Origin of the sequence: Leptospira noumeaensis, assembly GCF_004770765.1 — a bacterium.
GTDB classification, from domain to species: Bacteria; Spirochaetota; Leptospiria; order Leptospirales; family Leptospiraceae; genus Leptospira_A; species Leptospira_A noumeaensis.
This window is the reverse complement of record NZ_RQFK01000038.1, coordinates 1-22,894: the sequence shown is the minus strand read 5'-3', so window position 1 is coordinate 22,894 and position 22,894 is coordinate 1. Positions and strand designations below refer to the sequence as shown.

General features: G+C 37.6%; 24 protein-coding genes. 9 read left to right on the top strand and 15 right to left on the bottom strand.

Annotated elements, in window-relative coordinates:
• Window positions 1-3: 3 nt before the first annotated feature.
• The 3 genes from EHQ24_RS18985 to EHQ24_RS18975 form a co-directional block, all read right to left on the bottom strand.
• On the bottom strand, window positions 4-2,472 hold the full coding sequence (locus tag EHQ24_RS18985; RefSeq protein ID WP_244310512.1) for a TonB-dependent receptor plug domain-containing protein: 2,469 nt from the start codon (window positions 2,470-2,472) through the stop codon (window positions 4-6).
• 32 nt (window positions 2,473-2,504) lie between these two features.
• Window positions 2,505-3,200, bottom strand: a complete 696-nt coding sequence (locus tag EHQ24_RS18980; RefSeq protein WP_135603166.1) for an HmuY family protein — start codon at window positions 3,198-3,200, stop codon at window positions 2,505-2,507.
• Between the two features lie 71 nt (window positions 3,201-3,271).
• Window positions 3,272-3,991 carry a hypothetical protein gene (locus EHQ24_RS18975; protein ID WP_135603165.1) on the bottom strand — a complete coding sequence of 240 codons (720 nt, stop codon included), beginning with the start codon at window positions 3,989-3,991 and terminating at the stop codon, window positions 3,272-3,274.
• Between the two features lie 170 nt (window positions 3,992-4,161).
• Here EHQ24_RS18975 and EHQ24_RS18970 point away from each other — a divergent pair, with 170 nt between their 5' ends.
• Genes EHQ24_RS18970 through EHQ24_RS18955 form a run of 4 tightly spaced genes read left to right on the top strand, consistent with a single transcriptional unit; the run spans window position 4,162 to window position 7,767 of the window.
• Window positions 4,162-4,959 (top strand): heme/hemin ABC transporter substrate-binding protein, encoded by a 798-nt coding sequence (locus EHQ24_RS18970; protein WP_244310511.1) that lies wholly within the window; start codon window positions 4,162-4,164, stop codon window positions 4,957-4,959.
• Entirely contained in the window at window positions 4,956-5,942 is a 987-nt protein-coding gene (locus tag EHQ24_RS18965) for a FecCD family ABC transporter permease (protein ID WP_135603163.1), read from the top strand. The genes EHQ24_RS18970 and EHQ24_RS18965 overlap by 4 nt, the downstream gene beginning before the upstream one ends.
• Window positions 5,939-6,718: a heme ABC transporter ATP-binding protein gene (locus EHQ24_RS18960; protein WP_135603162.1), complete on the top strand. Its 780-nt coding sequence runs from the start codon at window positions 5,939-5,941 to the stop codon at window positions 6,716-6,718. The genes EHQ24_RS18965 and EHQ24_RS18960 overlap by 4 nt, the downstream gene beginning before the upstream one ends.
• A complete protein-coding gene (locus tag EHQ24_RS18955) occupies window positions 6,715-7,767 on the top strand; it encodes a hemin-degrading factor (RefSeq protein ID WP_135603161.1) in 1,053 nt (350 codons plus the stop codon). Before EHQ24_RS18960 ends, EHQ24_RS18955 begins: the two co-directional genes overlap by 4 nt.
• Here EHQ24_RS18955 and EHQ24_RS18950 read toward each other — a convergent pair.
• Window positions 7,747-9,204 carry an MASE3 domain-containing protein gene (locus EHQ24_RS18950; RefSeq protein WP_244310510.1) on the bottom strand — a complete coding sequence of 486 codons (1,458 nt, stop codon included), beginning with the start codon at window positions 9,202-9,204 and terminating at the stop codon, window positions 7,747-7,749. The two genes, EHQ24_RS18955 and EHQ24_RS18950, sit on opposite strands and share 21 nt — an antisense overlap.
• Before the next feature lie 156 nt (window positions 9,205-9,360).
• On the bottom strand, window positions 9,361-11,232 hold the full coding sequence (locus EHQ24_RS18945) for a 7TM diverse intracellular signaling domain-containing protein (protein WP_135603159.1): 1,872 nt from the start codon (window positions 11,230-11,232) through the stop codon (window positions 9,361-9,363).
• A 133-nt stretch (window positions 11,233-11,365) separates the two neighbouring features.
• Here EHQ24_RS18945 and EHQ24_RS18940 point away from each other — a divergent pair, with 133 nt between their 5' ends.
• Window positions 11,366-11,545, top strand: a complete 180-nt coding sequence (locus EHQ24_RS18940; RefSeq protein WP_135603158.1) for a YegP family protein — start codon at window positions 11,366-11,368, stop codon at window positions 11,543-11,545.
• Here EHQ24_RS18940 and ppnP read toward each other — a convergent pair.
• Window positions 11,536-11,847 carry a pyrimidine/purine nucleoside phosphorylase gene (gene ppnP, locus EHQ24_RS18935; protein ID WP_135603157.1) on the bottom strand — a complete coding sequence of 104 codons (312 nt, stop codon included), beginning with the start codon at window positions 11,845-11,847 and terminating at the stop codon, window positions 11,536-11,538. The genes EHQ24_RS18940 and ppnP overlap by 10 nt on opposite strands.
• A 116-nt stretch (window positions 11,848-11,963) precedes the next feature.
• Here ppnP and EHQ24_RS18930 point away from each other — a divergent pair, with 116 nt between their 5' ends.
• Complete coding sequence (locus tag EHQ24_RS18930; protein WP_135603156.1) at window positions 11,964-12,569, top strand: TetR/AcrR family transcriptional regulator; 606 nt, start codon at window positions 11,964-11,966, stop codon at window positions 12,567-12,569.
• A 4-nt stretch (window positions 12,570-12,573) separates the two neighbouring features.
• Here EHQ24_RS18930 and EHQ24_RS18925 read toward each other — a convergent pair whose 3' ends face one another.
• Window positions 12,574-13,047 carry a PaaI family thioesterase gene (locus EHQ24_RS18925; protein ID WP_135603155.1) on the bottom strand — a complete coding sequence of 158 codons (474 nt, stop codon included), beginning with the start codon at window positions 13,045-13,047 and terminating at the stop codon, window positions 12,574-12,576.
• Between the two features lie 93 nt (window positions 13,048-13,140).
• Here EHQ24_RS18925 and EHQ24_RS18920 point away from each other — a divergent pair, with 93 nt between their 5' ends.
• Entirely contained in the window at window positions 13,141-13,728 is a 588-nt protein-coding gene (locus EHQ24_RS18920; protein WP_135603154.1) for a TetR/AcrR family transcriptional regulator, read from the top strand.
• 24 nt (window positions 13,729-13,752) lie between these two features.
• Here EHQ24_RS18920 and EHQ24_RS18915 read toward each other — a convergent pair whose 3' ends face one another.
• The 4 genes from EHQ24_RS18915 to EHQ24_RS18895 all read right to left on the bottom strand — a co-directional run bounded on the left by EHQ24_RS18915 (window position 13,753) and on the right by EHQ24_RS18895 (window position 16,797).
• Window positions 13,753-13,941 carry a hypothetical protein gene (locus EHQ24_RS18915; protein WP_135603153.1) on the bottom strand — a complete coding sequence of 63 codons (189 nt, stop codon included), beginning with the start codon at window positions 13,939-13,941 and terminating at the stop codon, window positions 13,753-13,755.
• 62 nt (window positions 13,942-14,003) lie between these two features.
• Window positions 14,004-14,621 (bottom strand): helix-turn-helix domain-containing protein, encoded by a 618-nt coding sequence (locus EHQ24_RS18910; RefSeq protein WP_135603152.1) that lies wholly within the window; start codon window positions 14,619-14,621, stop codon window positions 14,004-14,006.
• Between the two features lie 539 nt (window positions 14,622-15,160).
• Window positions 15,161-16,039 carry a ParB/RepB/Spo0J family partition protein gene (locus EHQ24_RS18900; protein WP_135603151.1) on the bottom strand — a complete coding sequence of 293 codons (879 nt, stop codon included), beginning with the start codon at window positions 16,037-16,039 and terminating at the stop codon, window positions 15,161-15,163.
• Between the two features lie 26 nt (window positions 16,040-16,065).
• Window positions 16,066-16,797: a ParA family protein gene (locus tag EHQ24_RS18895; RefSeq protein WP_135603150.1), complete on the bottom strand. Its 732-nt coding sequence runs from the start codon at window positions 16,795-16,797 to the stop codon at window positions 16,066-16,068.
• Between the two features lie 757 nt (window positions 16,798-17,554).
• Here EHQ24_RS18895 and EHQ24_RS18890 point away from each other — a divergent pair.
• Window positions 17,555-18,139 (top strand): helix-turn-helix domain-containing protein, encoded by a 585-nt coding sequence (locus EHQ24_RS18890; protein WP_135603149.1) that lies wholly within the window; start codon window positions 17,555-17,557, stop codon window positions 18,137-18,139.
• A gap of 55 nt (window positions 18,140-18,194) precedes the next feature.
• Here the strand turns inward: EHQ24_RS18890 and EHQ24_RS18885 are convergent, their stop codons facing one another.
• Complete coding sequence (locus EHQ24_RS18885) at window positions 18,195-18,641, bottom strand: hypothetical protein (RefSeq protein WP_135603148.1); 447 nt, start codon at window positions 18,639-18,641, stop codon at window positions 18,195-18,197.
• A 113-nt stretch (window positions 18,642-18,754) separates the two neighbouring features.
• Between EHQ24_RS18885 and EHQ24_RS18880 the strand changes: the two genes are divergently transcribed.
• Window positions 18,755-19,720 carry a YheT family hydrolase gene (locus EHQ24_RS18880; RefSeq protein ID WP_135603147.1) on the top strand — a complete coding sequence of 322 codons (966 nt, stop codon included), beginning with the start codon at window positions 18,755-18,757 and terminating at the stop codon, window positions 19,718-19,720.
• Here the strand turns inward: EHQ24_RS18880 and mdoH are convergent.
• The 3 genes from mdoH to EHQ24_RS18865 form a co-directional block, all read right to left on the bottom strand.
• Window positions 19,671-21,740, bottom strand: coding sequence for a glucans biosynthesis glucosyltransferase MdoH (mdoH, locus tag EHQ24_RS18875; RefSeq protein WP_135603146.1), 2,070 nt, complete (start codon window positions 21,738-21,740; stop codon window positions 19,671-19,673). The genes EHQ24_RS18880 and mdoH overlap by 50 nt on opposite strands.
• Complete coding sequence (locus tag EHQ24_RS18870; protein WP_244310509.1) at window positions 21,737-22,108, bottom strand: hypothetical protein; 372 nt, start codon at window positions 22,106-22,108, stop codon at window positions 21,737-21,739. Before EHQ24_RS18870 ends, mdoH begins: the two co-directional genes overlap by 4 nt.
• Window position 22,109: 1 nt before the next feature.
• On the bottom strand, window positions 22,110-22,894 hold a 785-nt coding region (locus tag EHQ24_RS18865), incomplete at its 5' end, for a glucan biosynthesis protein (protein WP_208725869.1).

Sequence of the window (22,894 nt, the reverse complement as noted above, 5' to 3'; positions counted from 1 at the left end):
TTTTTAATTCACCCTGGGTTCAGCAGGTGTGAGTTTGACTTCGCTAAATGCAAACTTACCATCTAAACCAAAATAAAAAAACCTTGGCCTTTGAGGGTTATATTGTAAATCCCATGCATCCAAAACATTGTCTACACCAACAAACCATTGAAAATGTCCAAAAAATCTTTGTGACAACCGTAAATTCAAATTTGTATGAGGATTTACCATTCGGTATCCATAGGTAGCGCTTGTAGTACAATATGAGAGGTTGTTTTCTGCACAATAGTCTGAAACCCCTGTAGGGAGCTGACCGAGCGCATTGGATATGTTAGTTTGCGCCTGACTATTTAAAGCAGCTTCCAAACCATCAAAATTGGTAGGCAGATCCGGATTACACCACAAAGGATTTTTAACACAATAATAAGGCTGTTTTCCAAACACTACTGCAAACACAGACAAACTCAAACCGCTGGATTTTTCATCAATACGAATGCTAAAATTCCAACGATGTGGCCCCCTTCCCTCAAGAGGGAGTTTTGTTAACTCGTCTCTGGTATCCGTATAAGTATAACCAACGCTAGTTGATAAAATTTCAGTAAGTCGAACATTTATAGAGGACTCAATTCCTTGCGTAGTGGCTTTCTGGTAATTTGATGTTTGGTAAACCATAAGGCCCGACGAATCTCTCACAGGATTCGTTCTAAATCCGATCAAGTTGTCTACGTTGTTGTGAAATAAATTTGAACTATACCAAATTCTTTTTGTGATATCCCACTCCCAACCAAAGTTATAACTTCTTGAAAGTTCTGGTTTGAGATTAGAACTTCCCACAACGCGATACCCTACACCTGGATTTAGAAAGTTAAAATACAAGTCTTGAAAACTGGGAGCTCGATACCCAAGCCCATTAGCTGCCCTAAAACGGAATTGATCTGTTACGTCATAACGAATGGCAAGTTTAGGAAGCCATTCACCACCATAAATAGAATCATGATCATAACGAACTCCCGGGACAATTTGTATCCTAGGTTTATCAGAAACTCTCCACTCATCTTGCACATAAAATGCATTTCTAAAACGATAGGCATTCCCATTGATAGTTTGTCCTCTTGTCAACTCCGGATTAAAATCCTCAAAACAAACATTGGGATACGTTCTACGACAATCGGGAGCAATACGAGCTGAAGAAATCTGATCCTGCAAATTTTCGGCACCAACGGAAGTTACATGATTTTCTGAAAATTTATAATCTACTCTAGATCGAAACTCAGCAACGGCATTATCTGTTCTTTGTTGTGAGTCTAAATCATCAGCCTTCCTTTGGTCTGTTGTATATAAATCTTGAAACCTAGAATAGTTTGCGTTCAGATTTACATTTATCTTTTGATTCGCAACCCAATCCACATTAAAAGCACCCATAAAATCATGAGTTTTATTTCTTCGATCATAAACCGTTCTTGGAGGAGAAGCATCAACGGCTGTCTGATCCAAATACCTATAATAAAACTGTCCTGTGAGTGTTAAGTTGTCAGTCGCATGATAAACAGTTTTATTCGAAAGATTCATATCATTAAAAGCACTTCCCGACGTTGACTCCAACGGTGGTGAATAATTTGGTAAGCGAGTTGCTAATAAATAACTATTAACAACAGAAGTATTTGCTGGATACGGATTGTATCCTGGTGCCAAGGAAGCATATCTTCCATTTCTTGGACCGGGAGTTGCATCTGGGGTTAGATCATATCCGTCTCCTTTATGCCAACCGACAGTGAAGAGTGTAGACAATTTATCACTTTTTGCTCCAACGGTAGCATAGTTTCGGAACTCCATATAAGGCCCATAATACTTTTCGCTTCCCGAACCTCCTAAGGTTCGAAACTCAGCATACAAAGGATCTTGTGCTTCTTTGGTAATGATATTGATGACACCGGCAATGGCATCCGACCCATAAATAGCGGAAGAAGCTCCCTTAACAATTTCAATTCTTTCAATGTCTTCTGCTTTGAATCGAGTTAAGTCAATGGACCCACTGAACCGACCCGTAGTTCTTTGCCCATCCACAAGGATGAGAACATTCTGTGCGGATAGGCCCTGCAATCGAACTGTTTGCCCTCTTTCCCCTGCTTGCGCAGGCCTCACTTCAATTCCGGGAACATTCCCTAAGGTTTGAGATAAGTCTCTTGCTCCCATTGCATCAATATCTTTTCTTGTTAGAACTTCAGTTGTAATTGTGGAATCCTTTAATAGGTTTTTCCTCCTGGTTCCAGTCACAGTAATCATATTTGTACGATCCAAATTTGTCTCGTTTGGTTGCACACCCGATTCACCATGTTTTGTTTGTTTGGTGGTACCTGAAGAGTCTTCTTTTCCAACAGTAGTCTGCGAGAATAAATCAGAACCAACGAAAACTAAACATATAAAAATTACAAAGGAGAAGTAGAGAACCTTAGGGAATTTTAATCCCGAGGTTTTTTGAAAACTAATTTTCATGTTTTATTTACTTATAATTCAATCAATTGAGATTATAATTTTTTCCATTGAAACTTTGGATTTCCTGAAGTTCCCGCTGCACTATAATAATCCAACATCTGAATTGCATATTTCGAACCATCACTTCCGGTGATGATGAAAACATCAGATTTAGCAGTTAAAATTGTATCTGAATAAGTGTACCAAGCACCGTATCCTGCGGGCATCGGTGTCAAATCAAGGGGGGCTGCCATCACAGGGTTGATACTTTCGGAAGAAGCAGTCACGGGGCCTCCTCCCGAAGAAGAAAGTCTAACATCTACAACTGCCGTACACTCTGCACCTGTAAACGAGGAAGCAAAATTTGTAGAACCTGACTTACATGCGCCACCACTCCCAGCTCCGCTGGTTCCACCATTTGTCTGAATATTATATCTTTTTAATGCAATATCCCATTGTGCAGTAGACTCTACCTTAACTCCGTTTGATTTTAAACTGACATAGACCCAATTACAACTTGAAGTTGCATTGACCACTGTTGTATAAGTCCCCGTTGTGTTCACTGCGTTAGCAGGGACTACAGTGCAAGGGATACCACCGCTTTCTACTCCCCCTGCGACCAACAACAATAAAGCTGATGAATCATCACTGCTATTTTGTTTTAACGAACAATCAGTAAAAAATGAAATGAATAATAAGATTACGAATGTGAAATGTTTAAATGTTTGGAAGTTTGATTTTATTGTCATCTGGATACCTCTTCTTATATTAAGTTGCCAAAGGACTATTTGGCCCTTTGGCAATTCCAATCTTTTGAAAATTATAGGATTGGTCTCGTGGATACGTGGATTTTAGATGCTGTTAACAAAGCAGTACTTGAAAAACGGAAATATGCAGCAAGCCCATCGGTTGCTAAGACATTCGTTGAATCAGGCCAAGAAGAATACTTAACAATCGCATTATCATTATTAAGTGATCCTCTAACTTTACAATCAGCTCCGTTAACACCAGTTGCCCAGAAATGAACTGTAGGAGCAGAAGTTGTTGAATTTCCAAAACTGAAACAAACATCCACACCATTGGACAAAGAAAGAACAGGATTGGCACCAGAGTCAGTTTGACCCCCTTGGTAGTTTCCATAATCTTTGTTACGAAACCAAACGTAAGGATTAGCACTAGAAACTGATTTACCTACTACAAAAGAGTACTGCCCAGCTACTGTAGGAGCCGTTGCCGTAGGAGCTGTTTTATAACCTAAGAAAAAATAAAAGTACCCATTGTCCCCTAGAGCCTTTACGTTCTCAATGCGAACAAAATTTCCATTTCCTGCATTTGGTTTACAGACCTCTGCATAAGAACCGGATGTATAAGTTCCATCGATGGTTTTTTCACAAACCGTATTTGGATCTTCATAGTTAGCAGCAAGAGCTAACAATCCAAGGGATGTATTATTATCACTCGATTCACCAGGACAAGCGATCGAAAGGAAAGCTACCATGAGGAGGCAGAAAAGAAGAGTCAATTTGTGGGTTAGTTTCATTAGATATTTTCCTAAAAGAGAATGAGTCTCATTTTTTGTACCTCCGAAATCCGTCAAGTACTTTGAGACTCATTCTCTTTTGTCTTGACTCGAATTCCCTACCCTTTGAACCTTGGATCATGATCCAATCCAACCCAAACAAAACATTAAGCACCGTCTTGGTATGCCTAATGTTTCTCTCATCCGCTACAAATGCGGAAACAAACCAACGAATTGTTTCTGTAAATGGCACAACGACTGAAATCATTTATGCACTCAAACTGGAAAGCCAATTGGTTGCGGTAGATTCTACCTCATATTACCCCAAACAAGCGTTAGCCCTTGTAAACGTCGGTTACCAAAGAACTTTAGCAACAGAAGGAATTTTAAATGTTAAACCAACACAAATCATTGGATTAGAGTCAGCTGGTCCACCAGCAACCATTCAAAATTTAAAAGATGCAAAGATTCCTCTTTTATTATTCCCAGATGAGTTTAAACTAGAGACTCCCGTTACCCGAGTGTTAGAGATTGGAAAGTTATTCGGCAAACAAAAAGAAGCTGAAAACTTAGCGAAATCCATTCGAGAACAAATCCAGAAATTAAAATTGAATAAAACTAACGTGAAAGTTTTGTTCATTTATTCAAGAAACCCAAGTTCTGTTTATATATCTGGAACTGGAACCGCGGCTCATTCCATGATTGAACTTTCTGGAGCCAAAAACGCAATAAGCGAATTTACAGAATACAAACCTCTTACCAGTGAGGCACTTGTAAAAGCCAATCCCGATATCATTCTTATGCCAGAGAAATCAGCACAAGGATTCGGCGGAGAAAAAGCCATTTGGGAAATTAATGGCATGGAACTCACTCGAGCCGGCAAAGAAAAAAATCTAATTATTTTGGATGATTTACTTTTACTTGGATTCGGACCAAGGCTTCCTATCGCTCTAAAAACACTCAATGATCGATGGAAACAGCTGGAATGAAGAAAAAGTTTCTCTTTATTATCTTCTGTATCTGCTTCGCCATTTTTTCTGCCATAACGTCCTCATTCCTTGGCGCAATGGAAATCCAATGGAAAGATTTATTCTTAAGTGAAACACTAGAGTCCCGAGTTTTTTTTGAACTTCGCCTACCAAGAATCCTTCTCGGACTTTTGGTAGGAGGATCACTTGCTTGGTCGGGAGCACTAGCACAAGGTTTATTTCGTAATCCAATCGTTGATCCTGGTCTTATTGGAATCACAGCTGGTTGTGCGCTCTTTGCTGCCATCGCCATTGTTCTTGGAAGTTCGATTCCTTTTTTACATTCCATTTGGAGTGTTGTTGTTTTTTCTTTTGTCGGCGGAGTTTTATTTTCCTTTATCATTTTCTTTTTTGCAAAATCAAAAGGAAGAACAGATGTTTTTTCCATGTTACTTTCAGGAATTGCAGTCAATGCCATTTGTATTTCTGCAATTGGTGTTTTGAGTTATTTCGCCAACGAAGCCCAACTTAGAAATCTTTCCCTTTGGAATATGGGAAGTCTTGGTGGAGCTTCCTGGAGTCTTTTAAAATCGTTTTCTTGTTTTTTTGTCTTACCACTTCTTGCCAGTCCTTTCATCGCAAAACAATTGAACGTTTTTATATTAGGAGAACGAGAAGCCACTCATCTCGGTATATCCATAGAAATATTAAAAACATCCATCATCCTATTAATAGGCGTTAGTGTAGGAACCTGTATTTCCATTGTAGGCAACATTGGATTTGTTGGTTTGGCTGTTCCACATATCGTAAGACTAGCGATTGGACAAGACTATAGATACCTTCTAGTCACTACCTATATACTCGGAGGTGGCTTACTTTGTTTTGCCGATGCAATTTGTCGAGTGATCATCGCCCCATCTGAAATTCCCGTAGGGATCGCCACTGCCCTCCTCGGCGCACCATTCTTTCTTAGTTTAATTAGAAAAAGGATGCACTCCACATGACAATCCAAGCAATCGACCTAAACTTTTCCATAGGTTCAAAACAAATTCTCTCTAAAATTGAATTAGAAATTCAACCTGGTGAACTTCATGTTCTGATCGGACGTAATGGTGCCGGGAAATCAACCTTATTCCATTTGTTATGCGGTGATATTCGTCCAGAAAAAGGGAACATATACTTAGATGGAATTCCACTGAACTCCTATTCAAAAAACCAATTAGCCAAATTAAGAGCCGTACTCACACAAGAAACAGCCATCACCTTCCCCATTCATTCTGAAGCAGTGATTGCTCTGGGTCGCCATCCACATGTGACAGATACAAGGAGAGACAAGGAAATAGTCCAAACTTGTTTAAAGATTACTGATTCAATCGAACAAAAAGATCAAAACTATGCAACATTGTCTGGAGGTGAAAGGCAAAAGATTAACTTCGGAAGGATTTTGGCACAGGCCTGGGAAACTCCTCCTCGTTATATATTCCTAGATGAACCAGTATCAGCTTTAGATATCCCCAACCAATATAAAACCCTCAACATTTGTAGGCATATGGCAAACCAAGGATATGCCGTGTTTATGATCTTACATGATCTAAACCTTGCAGCTCAGTATGCAGATAAAGTAACGCTACTGCACAAGGGAAGTATTGTTAAATCGGGGGACCCAAACGAAGTATTAACCATCGAAAATTTAGAAACCGCATTTGGGATCAAAACAAGAATCCTAAATGCTCCAGAAGGTAATTTTATCATTCCAGAAATCATAGGAGAATCAATATGAATGAAAACTTAAAACAACAATGGGAAAATCTTACGAAAGAAATGCCCAAACTCAGGATCCGCGATGCGGCAAAACATTTAAAGGTAAGCGAAGCAGAATTACTTGCAACAAAAATTGGTAAAACTGCTAAATTACTCAAACCAGATTTTGCAAATTTTTTAGTCAATACGACAAGTCTCGGTTATGTGATGGCACTCACTAGAAACGAATCTTGTGTTCACGAAAGAAAAGGAATTTACAACAATGTATCTGTCAACGGACAAACCGCACTGGCTGTTGGAGAAGACATTGACCTTCGTATCTTTCTAAAAGATTGGAAATATGGTTTTTATGTCGAAGAACCAAAAGAAAATGGCTTCCAGCGCAGTTTCCAATTTTTTGATAAAAGAGGAGAAGCCGTACATAAAATCTACCAAACGGATAAGTCGGCAGTTGATGGCTGGGAAAAACTAAAAGCTCAATTTGTTGACGAAACCCAAAAGTTTACAAACCCAATCATTGAAACAATCACCAAAACGGAAACCGATGACCCAAAAGTAATTCCAGACTTTTTAGATGCATGGAGTAAACTCGAAGACACACATGACTTCTTTTCTTTGCTTAGAAAATATAAATACTCACGCGAATATTCTCTTAAAGTCGCAAATGGTAAATTTTCGTTCAAAATTTCTACCGAAAATTTTTTAAGCCTGATGATGGAATCAAGTAAACGTGATCTAGATGTTATGATTTTTGTTGGGAATCCCGGTATGATCCAAATCCATACAGGGAAAATTCAAAAATTAGAACCTATGGGCCCATGGTTCAATGTATTAGATCCTGAATTCAATCTTCACTTAAGAACCGATAGAATCGAGTCTGTTTATATTGTCGATAAACCAACCAGAGATGGACTTGTTTCTTCTGTGGAAGTATTTGATAACGAAGGGAACTTGATTTTACAAATGTTTGGAAAAAGAAAACCAGGAATCCCACAATCCAATCTTTGGTTCCAACTTTCACGAGAGTATTTAAACAAAAACGAAGAACTAAACCCTTCTTTTGTATAAATCATTAGGAAAACGTAAATTTAACTGAAACCCTTGGGCACCATCAATGTCCAAGGTTCCTCCCATTTGTTTTTCTGCGATGATCTTTGCCAAATTCAGACCCAATTTTTTATGTTTCATTGATTCAAACCCATTTGGAAATCCAATTCCATTATCACTATATCCAAAATGACAAGTATTCCCCTCAAATGAAAATCGAATTGAAATATCACCAACAGATTTTTCCGGGAAAGCATACTTAAAACTATTCGATAGTAATTCCGTAAATACAAGTCCGAGCGGAACCGCGGTATCCAAAAGCAAAACACCTTCCTCTACTTCAAAATGAATGTTGATTTTGATTCCAGAAGTTGGGAATGATTGCTTAACCATTTCAACAAGTGATTGTAAATAATCAGAAACCCGAATTTCACTTAAATCTTTATTTGCATACAAGTGGTCATGAACCAATGACATGGTTTGGATTTTTATAGAAGTATCTTCTACGATGGATTGTATATTTTTATCATCAGGAAAGTCAGATGCCTGCATCATTAAGATGGATCTTACCAATTGAATGGAATTTTTTGTTCTATGAAATATTTCGCCGATTAAATTTTCTTTTTCTCGCAAAGATTTTTGAATCATCTCTGCATATAACTTATTTTCCTCAATTTCCTTTGAGAGTAGTTGGTTGGTTTCAATGAGTTTTTCGTATGGTTCATTGATTGCAGCAAGAAATACCGCCTTATAAATTAAATAAAATGCACCGATTTTATAAATATGCCCTATTACATTATAAACATCATAAACACTAGTGTATACAGCAAAAACCATCTCACTAAATATACAGACAATAAAAGCAGATAAATAATATTGAAGTTGTTTTTTGGAAGTATAAAAATTTGCTCTTTTGTACATCACCAAAGAAATACAAAGTATCGCCATGATCACATATTCTGTATTTTTTTTAAACGAAGTTAATCCCCTTCCCTGCTCATAAGTTGTTGGTATCCAATCGTGGAAAAATATTACCAAAAGAAATATAATAGATACGAGCAAAAGCCCCAGAGAAATTAAAACTCTTTCACGGATTAGTTTATACTTTTCGTTTGGTTTGATGTAAATGGCAACAAACAAGATAATTGCGGTGACTAGCCTAGAGAATATCCAGAACTGCGATGATTTATTACCGGAGTTGGGAGTAACGAAATCAGGCATCCCCTTATAACCAAGTGCATGCATAAAATCTACCAAACCAACAACGAGAAAACCTATTCCCAAAAACAATGTATGAGAGTTTTTGCTTTGGGAATAGGAATAGTAACCGAGCCCAAAAATCGAAAAAGAAACGATCACGCTAAAAATTTCTGTTACATTATGAAAAATTAAAAAATATCCAATTTCATATTCTCTATAAAGAGTATCCGGGAATGTACCAACTAGCAGAAGAGGCAAAAAACAAAAAGTTATGACCCCAATATAAATCGTGTTATTCCTAATAAATGAATAGAGAGAATTCAACATGGATAGCAGGTAATTGAATACGATTTCAGTTTCTTTAGCAAGAATTTAATTCAATTAAAAAACAGAGAACTAGTGGGCGCCATACTCCTAATTCTTTGTTAAATCAATGGACACCAAGGTGATGTCATCTTTTGAACTTTGTCTCATTTCGGACAACTTGTTCATTAAATTTAAATGAAACAATTCTTGGCGCAAATCGACCAAAGGTTGGATCTCAGGAAACAGAATGGTTTCGGGTTCTTCTTCTGGTCTTAAATTTTCGTATAAACCATCAGTAAAAAAAAGAAGCCTATCCCCTTTCTCCAAACTAACTTCTTTTTGTTCATAAGAAAAATTAGGCCTAACACCCAAAAGAAGCCCTGGACATTCAAATGATTCTATTTCTCTATTACGAATCAGGATAAACGGAGGATTTCCTGCCGAAGAAAAACATAACTTCATCCGTTTAAAATCTATATAAAAATACGCAGCACTGACAAAACGAGCATTCAAACTTGTACAGAGAAAACGATTCATCGCACCAATCAAATCTTTCGGGGACTCTTTAAATTCTTTCGCATTTCGAAATGCAATCTTTACTGTGGATGAGTCGAGAGCAGCACTCACACCGTGACCTGTCACATCGGCAATGACCAAACCAAACCCTTCAGAAAACTCAAAATAATCATAAAAATCCCCCCCTACATCGTACAGAGGTTGGTAAGAGACGACCATAGACAATTTTTGATTTTTGGGTACTGTGTCAGGAAGAATCCTCATTTGGATTTTTCGCGCAGTTTCCAAATCCTTCTTAATTGTGGTTAGTTGGCCTTGTGCAAGGAGATTTTCTTCTAGTAAAAAACGCAACCTTCTACCAAGGGCCAAAGAAAATAGAATTACTTCCAAAGCGGTTCCGATTTGAACACCGTAACGACCGAAAGTGGTAGAAGGAATTAAAGATGCTTTTGTTAAAGAATCAAAAATAACACCCACAAAAAGTGTAACCCAAGCAAAGAGAAAAAACAAGGAAGACTTAACACCTTTGATATAGGAATAAGCACCGGCAGACATAAGTAATAGAAAAATATATGGAAAAGTATAAATAAAAGAAACTTCAATCCAATTATGAGGGATGATGAATGAAAAAACAGCCATGGCTCCAAAAGCAGCCACACTCAAAAGAATCAAACGATGTAAAAACGGATTTATATTTTTTAGATTTAAAAAAGTCAGAGAAAAAAGTCCGACAAACGTTAACGAAGCATTTACGGAAACGTAAAGATAAGGTTTAACAGACATATTTAAATCAGGAAAAATCATCTGCTTAAAAAACCCGCCAAGGAGAGAATAATTAATCGCTAAGGTAGCTAAATACAAACAATAATATACATAGGCTCTTTCCCGAACACTCACATAGATCAAAAGATTATATAAAAACAAAGCAAAGATAATCCCAAAGTAAGCACCATTCGCAATGTAATCTCTTTCCATTCGATCAAAAAATGAATTGAGCCTCCAAACTCTAAAAGGAGCGCTTAAGATTCCTGAGTTTTGTATCCTTGCGTAAATAGTTTTGGTTTCCAATGGTTTCAAAGTGAATCGATAAACTGGATTTCTGTGTTGGATTTCTCTATTTTCAAAGGAACGGAAACCATCAAATTGTTTTTGAACTAACTTTCCATCCTCTTCCCAACCTAACAAAACACTGTCGACCCAAGGTGCTTCTAATTCAAGAATACAATCACGGACTTCAGGATCAGGATTGATCAAATCAAATTTCACCCAAACAGAAGGTTTCCAATACCCAAAGTTATATTTTAATTCATGCGCTTTTGACCAAACTGCGGATCCTGACATGACCTGCTCTAATGATTTGGATTCAAAGGTGTATTGGATGAGTGGGCGTTCTGGAATTTTAGTTCCACAAGACAGAAAAACAAAAATCAAAAGAAATAATTTAATTCTGCCGAGTGGGATCATGGGCGTGTAACGGGTCTAATGCCAATGTTCTGAACCTAAGCGTTCGCGAAATTCAAAATTGAAATTATAAAGAAAACGTATTGCCAAAATCCCTAAAGAGCTGATAGTTTTGGCAAATCAAGGAGATAGATTTATGTCAGCAAAATTTGAAATTTATAAAGACAAATCAGGAGAATTCCGATTCCGCTTAAAAGCAGGAAATGGGGAAATCATTGCATCAAGTGAAGGTTATTCTTCTAAACAAGCTTGCGAAAACGGCATTAATTCAATAAAAACTAATGCCGCATCTGCGGAAATCGTAGATCAAACGTAAGAACAACAGTAGTCTGTTACTGTTTGGACTTTTAGTTTGAACTTGGATCCAGCAGGGACTTCAAATTCAGACTGACCGTCGATTTGAAGCCATGTTTCGGATCCTGGTAATAATACGGAAAGTTTGCCAGATTGGATTTCCATAATTTCTTTCTGGTCGGTTCCAAATTCATATTCACCCGGCATCATAATTCCCAAGGTTTTTTTCTCTCCGTTTGCAAAGAGGATCGTCCGACTGGTTACGTTTCCATTGAAATAGATATTGGCAGGTTTTAGTACAGTTACTGATACAAATGAGCTCATACTGACCAAAAACTGGATAGTCTCCAGGCTTCCAAGTGAATTCCAAATCCCCTATCTCTTCGGTTTTTGACTAAAAAGTGTTTGCGAAAATCGAAAGTACCAGAACGGTAAGGTCAGTGCCCATAAAGTCATCACAAAAGTCAGAGAACAAAAAACAACAGGCAAGGGAAAAATCCATTGAACGGATTCTATCCTCAGCAATCGCCTTGTTCGCAAAACATGGGTTTTCTCAAACCACCATGGAAATGATTGCTAATCATGCCAAAATTTCCAAGGGCCTTGCTTATAATTATTTCAAAAGCAAAAACCAAATTTTTGAACAAATCATCGATAGTCACCTCGCCAAACAAGAAAAGTTTTATAACAATATTCCACCAAACCTTTCTGCCAAAGAATATGTCCGGGAATTTTTTAACAGGTCCATTCAATTTGCGAAAGAAGAAAGAAAAACTATGGTTTTGATTTCTGTCTGCCTTTTCCAACCGGGTTCGGTTTCTCTTTCGAAAAAGATGTTAGAAAACGTGGAAAGAAGGTTTGCCCCTTTCAAAGAGGCAATGCGAGAAAGATTCCGATCTTATGGAGTTAAAGAACCAGATAAGGAAATGATCCTTATTAAAACATTTCTACATGGTGTCATTATGAGCCAACATTTCAATGATACAACGACATGTACACCGACGATCATTGAAATGGTTTTAGAAAGATACGATTACAAAAACTAACCCTTTATTCTCCTGCCCCACTTGGAATTTTTAGAATCAAAAGATTCGTTGTCGCCGTAGACAATAGTTTGTCCTTTTCTGTTCGCATCTCCCCTACCATATGAATGGTTGAAAATCCTTTTGCTTCCACGGTTGCAGTCACAATGACCTTCTGCCCCACTGCCACTCCTCGAATGTATTGGATATTCATATCGATTGTCGTTGTTGGGCGTTTTGCCACAAGGTAACTTAAGGGCCCAAAAGCATTATCAAATGCTGCCGCAATCACACCACCTTGCATCATTCCCATGGGATTTGTTTGGTCTTCCGTAACTGGAAATGAAACAGTAATACTTTTCCCTTTTGTGTAGGAAATGATCTCCGCATTCATAGCTACAAAGATGGGAGGTGGAACTGTGATTTTTCTTCCGCCATGATTAAAATTTACAGTCATTTCTTCTAAGATTTTTTGAGTTTCTTCGGTTGTGAGCGTTTGCATAAAACAACCTCCATATGTTACCAAGAGTAACATTATTTGTTTTTATTTCAATAAAAATGTTGCCAATGGTAACTTATTTTAAAAATTTATACTGTGAAACGCTCCTCTTACCATCACGGGGATTTAAAAAATTCAATCATTAGGTCTTGTCACAAACTTTTACAGAAAAAAGGTGCATCCGATTTTTCCTTACGAGAGGTTGCCACTCTTTCTGGCGTTTCCCATGCGGCAGTTTACAGACATTTTCAGGACAAAGAAGAGGTTTTAGAAATTTTAGCTTCCATCGGGTTTGATAGACTTAGGTCTTTACAAAGAAAAGTTCCACAAAATACCAAGGATCCAGATGGTTATTTTGTCAAACTGGGATTAGTTTATGTCCAATTTGCGATTAAAAATCCAAATTATTATAAACTGATGTTCCAAACAAAACGAGAAAAAGAATCAAAAGAATTGAAACAATCAAAATTGCGATCGTATGCAGTTCTCGTACATGGTTGTCGTTTTTACCTGAAAGCCAAAAAGAGAAAAGAAAACCACCGGAGTTTTGCACTCATGTCTTGGTCTCTCGTACACGGATTTAGTAATTTAAGTTTAGAAACCAATTTTCCACTTTCCGAAGGCAAACGATTGAACCAAAGCCAAATTGAGTTAGCAGAAACGATGCTTCGTTATGCAACTTGAACCTTAATATCAAAACGATCCAATTTAAGAGAGTTTCACTTCCTCAAATTTCTCTAAAAATTCTGAGATTTCTCTCACAAACTTCATTGGATTTTCTTTCCCATATTCGCAGTAAAAAACCATTTTTTGGCCATCATTTGCATTGGTACAGTTTTTGGCTTCATCCAGTTTTAAATAAAAATTCCCTGTTTTAATATGTTTGTAAACTTTCAACGTAACCACCCTAATCAAACAAAGTTAAGAACTAAAAAACATACTGTAATTTGGTTAACTAATTAAGAAACAGAAATTCTTCCTAGAGAAAGTTGCGATTTTGTTTCTAACCATTGTTTCCAAATCAAGATCAAACTGCCTTGTAAGGATTCCGGCGAAGGTAAACAAGCGATTTCAAAATATGTGGACTTAGATAAAGTTTTTTCACTCCAATTTTTAAATTCATCCCACGAACTTTTCTTTTGTACTCTTTTTTGTACCTCTATTGTACTACTAAAGGAGGCTCCATTTTTATCCCAACCTGCATTGGATTTTTTGCTAGTGGAGACTTGGGTGATTTCCATCCTTTTAGTCAATTTCTGCATTGGATTTTTTTCCAAGGATTCAGTGTTTGGAGATGCGTTCTTTTCAGATGCCTTCAAAAAGATCGGTTTTAAAAATCGTCTTCTCCCATCGAAGCCAGTTTGTTCGAGTAGGCCTAGTTTTTTCAGTGAGGCGATGAGTCTTGAGACTGTATCATTTTTTAGCCCTAATACTTCTGCGAAATAACGATTCGAGGCAAAACATCCGCCTTTGTCGTGTAGGGAGACAATTTCTGCATATAATTTGGTTTGGCTATGAGAAAGGTTCAGGTTCTCAATCCAAACGGGAATCCAAATTCCTGTTCGATTTGTTTTCATTTTAGGTTCCTTCTGCCAAACGAACACATCTCCGGCTACGAGCGTTTGGTGGTTTTTTGCCAATGCACTTTTGGTGCATAACTTCCCTACTCCGAATAACCTTCTTTTTTTGTTTTATAAAAACAAACCTTCGGTCAAATCAGAGAAAAGAAATTTTGGAAGTTCTTAATGAACGTCCTTCGGAACTTTTATAAATTCCGGTTTGAACAATTACGGCAATGTGGTAGAGCCGTGTCCGGTTGTGTAACCCGAACGTACCCTATATGTACAAAAAGGAAAATTCCGTCAAGCTAAAAATGAGACATAATTCCCTGGAGGTCTCATTAGAGTCTGGATTGGGTTTGTGTTTTTAGGATTGAGATTTTAGAGGAAATGGCCCCGGGTCGCTACCACACTTCCCAGGGCTTTTATTGTTCAACCCGGTTAAGGATTTAGAAACAGGTTACCTTTACCTCGAAAAGAGTACAAGTTTTTTTCTAACCTTTCTCTGAAAAATGACCAAGTTTTTGGTTCTAAGAATATTGAACTCAATAGATGAATTATTTTTTATATTTACGAATGGTTTCCTCTAAAATGGCTTTTTCATTCTGTAAAAAAGAAATTTTTTCCTTAATTTTTAGAAGTTTGTTTTTAAGATCCTTTAGTTCTAAGTTACCTAGTTTTGGTTTTGTTTGTTTCGGTTTGTTTGGTTTTAAGGGACGAACATATTCACGTAAATCGTTTCGAGAAGGGAAGTCTCCTTTTTTTTCGAGTCCTTTGATGAGGTAGTCGATTGCTTTTTTTCTATTTTGTACATCTAAGGGGGCAATTTCCGTAAACAAACTTGTTGGTATTTGAAAGATGGGGTGGTTTTTATCAGTATTTAAATTTGTAGTGGACTCTTTTAAAATTTCAGCATGTGAGATCTTTGTTTTTACCCACTGCGCAGATTTGTTGATTCGTTTCGCGAGTTGTTCGTTTGTTTCTTTGTGTCTATTTTTTAATTCTTGTAAGGACAATGCAAGATCCGATTCGGAGAGGTCCTCTCTTTGTAAATTTTCTACTAATTTAATTTCGGGTAGTTTGGAAATGTCGATTTGTTCTACATTTTTTACAATGGCGAGAATTGTTTTTCGTTTGAGAAGTTTGTGTGCACGAAATCTTCTTTCCCCATTGATGAGTTCATACTTTCCCGATTTTTTTCTTACAACAATAGGTTGTAGAAGCCCGTATTGGGAGATTGATTCTGCCAATTCTCTAATTGTGGATTCGTTGAAAGTTTTTCTGGGGTTGTTTTCGGTCAGGACTTGGTCTATGGGAATTTCTGTTGCGTTGTGATTTGATGTGGCCTCTTCTTTTAGGAATGGGTTCAGAGAAGAGGTTCGGGCGCTTGCTCTGGAGAGGATATCGGCTGGGTTATAGTTTGTTTTTGTTTTCATAAAGTATTCAGGTACGCCGGCGTACCTTATTTTAATTTCTCCGCTAAGATTTCGAAAGCTTTCCAAGGAGCACTTCCTTCTTGTAGAGGTTTGCCAGTCTCTGTACGGTCCCGAATACTTTCGTTTTTTGGGATTGGTTCTAAAATTTTTAGAGATTTTATCGTGTTTAGTTTTTCCAAAAGATCCATTTGTTTTTGGGAAGTTCCCCATTGAGAGGGGAGGATCATTACGGATTTTTTCTTTGATTGTTCATCAAACCTTTCGGCTTCTTCGACTTTTTTCAAAACTTGGGCCACTGTTCGAACTGCCCATTTTGATGGAGTGACAGGAACAAGGATTACTGAGGCAGGTAGGTAAGACGCAATGTTTTCTGAAGAACCTGAACCTGGTGTGTCAATAATTACGTAATCGTATTTAGCTTTGAGTAAGATGTTTTTTAGGCGAGGAATCATGGAAAAATCTTTGGATGCTAAGTAACTTAAGTCGGAAAGTTCGATGATGGATGGTAGTACGTCGATGTTGTTGGATGGTTTTACTGATTCGGCGAGAGTTGTTTCTGCGTTTAATACGGATAGGGTGTTGCCGGAATCAAAAAATTCTACTGGTTCTTCGGGGAAAAAAAAGTCAGAAAGATCTGCTTGAGGATCCATGTCTATGGCTAGAGTAGAGCCTTTTTTGGAAAGAGCTAAAGCCAAATGGATGGCTGTTGTGGATTTGGAAGTTCCGCCTTTGATATTGGCAACAGTAATGATCTTCATTGCAAAATAAGTTTGTTTCTGATTCTTGTAGGTGCAATAAAAATTCAAAAATTTAGATGTTTTTTGAAAGTACGCTGGCGTACTTTTTCTTAGAGGCGGATTTGAGTTTTTTGTCTTTAGGTTATGTTGAAAAATCCAGCGCAAAGGATCGAAGCGGAAATCCTTTCGTCATAACGAAAGATTGCAGCGAAGAGCCTGGTCGTTTTTTCGTAGGATTTTTATTTTGAAGGGATTCGATGCGCCCCTTGCTTTTATTTATATGAAAATAGAAAAAATTCTTGTACTATTTTCTGGATTGTTGTAGATTGTTTGTAACCCCTTTAACCGGGTGATGTAAACTCTCTGGATTGTGTGGAAGCAGTTCAGAGAGACTTTCCTCCACTTCATTTAAACCCAGACCACTCCCCTATCAGACAATTTAAACTTTTTAGTTGGGAAACCTATCTCACACAAAAGGCTTGGTTGTTTCGCAGGTTTTTTGTGATTAGGATTATGTCTCATTAGGGCTTGACAAAAAATAGAATCTCGGGTTTATAGAGTTTGGGTAGGGGAGGTGTTCCTATACCCAAAAGCGGTCTTCCACAATTTATTCCGCTTATATACATCACCTGGAATTCAAAAGAATTCCAACAAAGGACGTTCGTGAAGAACTTCCAAAATTTTATAGTAACGGCACCGAAGGTTTCTCTTCTTGTTGTTACAAATCCAAGAAAGAACTTCTTGGAAACCGGAGGTTTGTGTTGGGCCAAGGGGATTTATGAAAGAACTAAAAAGAACTGGCGTTTGGGTTGCCCAATGGATGGATGATTTGGGGCTCAGTGCCAACCAAACAAGGTTGTATGCAGAGATTATTTCTTTGGATGCTAAGGGAGGATGTTTTGCTTCGAACGAATATTTTGGACGGGTCTTACGTTTGAAGCCAGATACTATCTCTAGGCTTGTATCTCAATTAAAGAAAAAGGGTCTATTGAAACAAACCGGGTTTGATGGAAGGAAACGTTTTTTAAAACCTCTGGTGCCAAATTTGAATGAAGAGTCTGGGTCGGATGGAGATCCAAAACGAAGTTTGTTTTTGGGGAACAAAAAGGAGGTCTCTCTTGGGTTTGGATCCAAGTCTGGGTTGGAGGTGGATCAGGAGCCTTCTTCTAAATACCAAATACATCCTAGTATACATAAAAAAACTTCTTCTATTGAAAGAGATGATTGGAAAGAATTTTTACTTTGGGGTGAAAAACGTTTCTCCAAGTCTACGAGGGTTTTTCTTTCTGAGCTTTGTGGTCCTGAATCCTTAACTGGGCCTCAACTCTCTTATTGGGAGAGGTTTAAGGCGAACCCAGGTTAAGGGAGGAGTGGAGAATTTTGTCCAAAGAGAGATCAGTTGGATTGGGTTTAGCTCTTCATTTAATCTGCGTTATATCCTGGCGGAATTGTTTTCTCCCGCCTGGGTATTCGATGGCGTAAAGGCATTGGCAGGTTTCCCAAGCGGGACTACTGAAAAACATGCCACTCTCTTCCGATTGGCAAGAATCCTGTTTGGGTTTGATTTTATGAGTAGCAATGAGTCTTCCTAAATCTTTGATTTCCACTTCATCGAGTTGGATGGATTCTTGTTCTAATAAAATTGTGGTTAGTTTTGGAGAGGTGGAGAGAAGGTTTGTGGCATTTACACAAGTGGTTCGTCTCATGGCCAAACTGCCTGACTCTATGGCTTGGTTGCTTGCTTTCGCAGAAACGGCAGCATAAAATACCTCGTTTCCATTCACTGTTTTCCATTCTGATTTCCAAGGCATATAACTTTGGCAGGTGATGAGGGTTAGGAGTGTCGGGAAATATAAATATTTCATACAAGAATTTTGACTGGAACAAAAACTTTGTCAACGGAAACCTGATCCCTTTTCTGTTTCTCTGATAATTTATTGAAACTATTCCCAATGGATGGAAATTGGGAGGAACTGTTATGAGTCTTTTTAAGCCAATCCCCATTCTATCTGGTGCCATGGTTCAATCCTTCATGGCTTCTTTTAAATCAAAATCAGATAAACGTTATGGTCGTTCCATCGCAGGGGAATGGAGATCGGTCAAAGCCAAAGATGGAACCACATTACTTGCACGTTTACATGATATCCCAAATCCTAGAGGCCTTGTAATTTTGGTGCATGGGTGGGAGGGAAGTATTCATTCTAGTTATATAGTAAGGACTTCGCGGTATTTTTTGCAGAAAGGGTATTCTGTTTATCGGTTAAATTTGCGAGACCATGGGGACACTCACCATCTAAATGAAGGAATCTTTAACGGTAGTTTGCTTTTGGAAACTTATGAAGCAGTGAGAGAACTTGTGAAACTTTCTGGTTCTAAGTTACCAGTGTATTTAGCCGGGTTTTCGTTAGGTGGGAATTTTGTTCTCAGGATAGCAGGAAGGCACTCTCTTGTGAAAGCCGCAGACCAAATTCCTGGTTTAAAACATTGTTTTGCTTTTAGTCCCGCACTTGATCCGAAAAGGGCAACCATCAAAATGGATGAACATCCTTTTCTAAGGAAATATTTTTTGAATTCATGGAAAACCTCTCTAGTTAAAAAAGCAAATTTGTTCCCTCATCTCTATTCCTTTCATGATTTGGACAATTACCAATCAGTGATGCACTTAACAGAAAAAATGGTGCGAGAGTTTTCTCATTTTTCTTCTGTGGATGAATATTTTGATTCTTATACTTTGAATGATTTGTTTTTTAAATCGATTCGTATCCCAACGACCATCCTAACTTCTATGGATGATCCTGTAATTCCATGGAAAGAATTCGCAGAAATCCCCACTTCTTCTTATTTAGAAGTAGTGATTGAGTCTAGAGGTGGGCACTGCGGATTTATTGAGGATCTTAGTCGTTCTTCTTATTATTGGAGATTGATGGAAAAAAAGATGGGTTGATTTCTTCCCAAATGGTTTTCCATTCGTTCGCCCAATTTTCTTTTCTAGAAGTCCAGAATTTCCAATAGAAGGAATCTAGCAGTTCCCGATTGGATAGAATCTTTAGAATCGATTTTTTTTCCAAGGCTTTGGGGCCTTCTTCTAATAAAATTTTTAAATTTTCTTCTGTAGATTTTGGAAGTTGGGATTGGTATTTTTTATTCCCTTGGAGTTGTTTGTGTGTGCTTCGAAAGATCGGATGGATTAGCGCAAAGAACAATTCGCGTCCTTCCAGATAACTATTCTTATGTGAAATGAGTTCTTTTTCTAATTTATGGATTAGAGCTGTATTTGGTTTCCAAAAAGATGGATCTAGGAATTTGTTTAACCATTTTTGTTCCTTACCTGTGAACACTACCAGTGGAATTGATAAAATCCATCCCATCCAAATGGGCATTGTCAAAACAAATAACATTGTGGAATGTGCATAACTAATATAAGCAGAGGCAAAACCTAAAATGGTCACACCGAAAAAGGAAGAAAAAATATAAGAGAGACTATATCCTGAATCTGCATCTCTATTTTGTGGACCCCAGGTGATCCTTTTGTTGAAAAGAATAGAGAAGACAAAAATACTATGGTAAATCATATAAATGGGAGCTATGAGGATTGAGAATAGGGTTTCCAAAAGAAAAGCTGGAAATTTTTTTAAGATTTGTATGACGGGAAGGCTTAAAAAACTAAGAACCCTGGGTAAAAATAACAATACTAAGGATAAATAGAGTAATTTGATATAAAGTGGATCATAAATTTGTGATTTAAAGAATTCATATTCTTCGGGTAACATGGAGTAGTTGAGATATTTGTTATCCTCTAAATAATTCCATAAACTTAAAAGTATATAACACATCCAAATGGGGGAATTGAGATAAGATAAAATTCCGTTTAAGATATGAATTCGGTTGATGAAAGGGATTTTTTTTCCAAATAAAAACCAAAAATGTTGGAGGTTCCCTTGGCACCATCTTTGGTCTCGTTTGAGAACATCAATGATGTTCGGTGGATTCTCTTCATAACTTCCTTCTAACTCGTAAGCACATAAAACTTCATAACCAGCTTTTCGCATCAGAGCAGCTTCTACCGTATCGTGACTTAAAATTTTTCCACCAAGGCCACCGTATTCCGGAAGGTGGGGCAGGGCACAATGTTCCATAAAAGGTTTCACTCTGAGGATGGCATTGTGTCCCCAATACCCGGATGAATTGATCTGCCAAAAGGTCGCACCTTTTAAAAAAAATGGGCTGAATAGATAGGAGGAAAATTCTGTTAGTTTTTGGAATAGGGTAGTGGATTTAAAGATCTTTGTGCTGGATTGGATGATTCCTGCCTTGGGTTGATTCTCCATGTTGGCAATCAGTTGGAGGATGAGTTCTCCAGAAACTAAACTATCCGCATCCAGGATGAGCATATATTTGTATTTTTTACCCCACCTTCTGCAGAAGTCAGCAATGTTCCCACTTTTCCCGTTGAGGTTACTTTTTCTCCTTCGGTAGTGGAAGTTATGGTAGTTGTTTTTTGAACCGCATAATTCTGTGTAGGCGGCTTCTTCTTTGATCCATTTTTCCGGAGTTCTTGTATCACTTAAGATAAAATAATCGAGTTTGGGTAACTTGTGGATTTGGTCTGCTGATTCGGAGATAACTTTGATTCGCGAGAATATGGAAATTTCATTTTCTTCGTAAACCGGCATTACCACAGCAACTGGAATCGATGCGATAGATTGTAAATCCAGTTCTCCAATAGGAATTCGCTTTGTTTTGAGGAGTGGGTCTCCGTTTTTTTTGAGTGTTAGTAAAAATCCGAAAAGAGAAGTAGTCGCTCCATAGGCCAACATTGGCAAAAGAAAAATTAAAGTTATGAATTGGTAGTATTCGGTGATCTCGATTCCCCGAAAGGAGATGATATCAATGAATAAACTAAAACCCCAAATGACAGGAGCGATGAATGTAAGGAAAAATAGACTACGATGGATTTTGATCATAACAACCTAAATATAATAATGTAATAGAGGAAACTCCAGAGAAAGATAGAAGCGATGATGAATAAGGGTTTTAAAGATCCAACGATGGATTGTTTTGTTTGCTGTGTGTCTCTTCTCCACTCTGCAGATTGAGGGATCATTGATCCAAACTGCCAAGAACGATCGGGGAGTAGTAAGGAATGGACTTTGATTAATTGTTTGTTTTCTATGTTGTTTAACCAAAGTTCCCAATCGGATTCAAAGGAAAAACTAAGATCTGTTGATTTAAAAAAATCATTTAATACTTCTGCGATGATTAGTTCATTATGAATCCCACTTAGAATTAAGTAGGAGCGAAGTCTTTCGCTAAACTCTTTAAGGTATTCCATGTTATTTGGATAGTCCATCGCGATAAATCCAAGTTTCAGTTATTCGTTGGTTTTCATTTTCTAAGAAAACAGTCCAATTTGATTCTTCATCAGAACTAGGATACCAGATTTGTAATCGCCACTGGTCGAGTTCTGATATTTTTTCAATTTTATATCGGATTTCGTCAGAGGAGATTTGATCATTTTGAATCACTGCATTTAAAACAGTTTTTCTATCTAATGATTTTAAGTAGTCACCAGTGAAATAAATGGTAAACATTTTTTCCTTTGGAAAAACTGGATCAATACCCCTATAAAATGCGGATGCTTTTCCCAGAGTGTGGTGTTTGGGTGATCTTTCTGTATAATGGAGAGTGTATGAAAACTCATAACCTTCATTCAAATTGGGAGGGATGGCTGGTTCCCAAAACGTAGTGACATTGTCATCAGAATCTAAATTGGTTGTGAATTCTAAAAGGTATAAATTTCCCTTCCCCCAGTCACCTTTTGGTTCGACCCATACACTGGGTCTCAAGTGATATTTGAGTTTTTCGTCTTGGTAACTTTTGAATTTACGATCTCTTTGGATTAGTCCATAACCTTGCGGCGAGTCTAGTTGAATTCTTGTTAGCTGAGTTTTTTTTGGATTGATGAGAGGTCTCCATTCCCAGTCACCTGATTTGTTTTGAATCAGTAAACCATCGGAGTCGTGTACTTCTGGATGGATATTTCCCAAAATTGGATTGTCTGATTCTCCGTATAAATACATGGAAGTGATGGGTGCAAAACCAAGGCGTTTGATTTTTT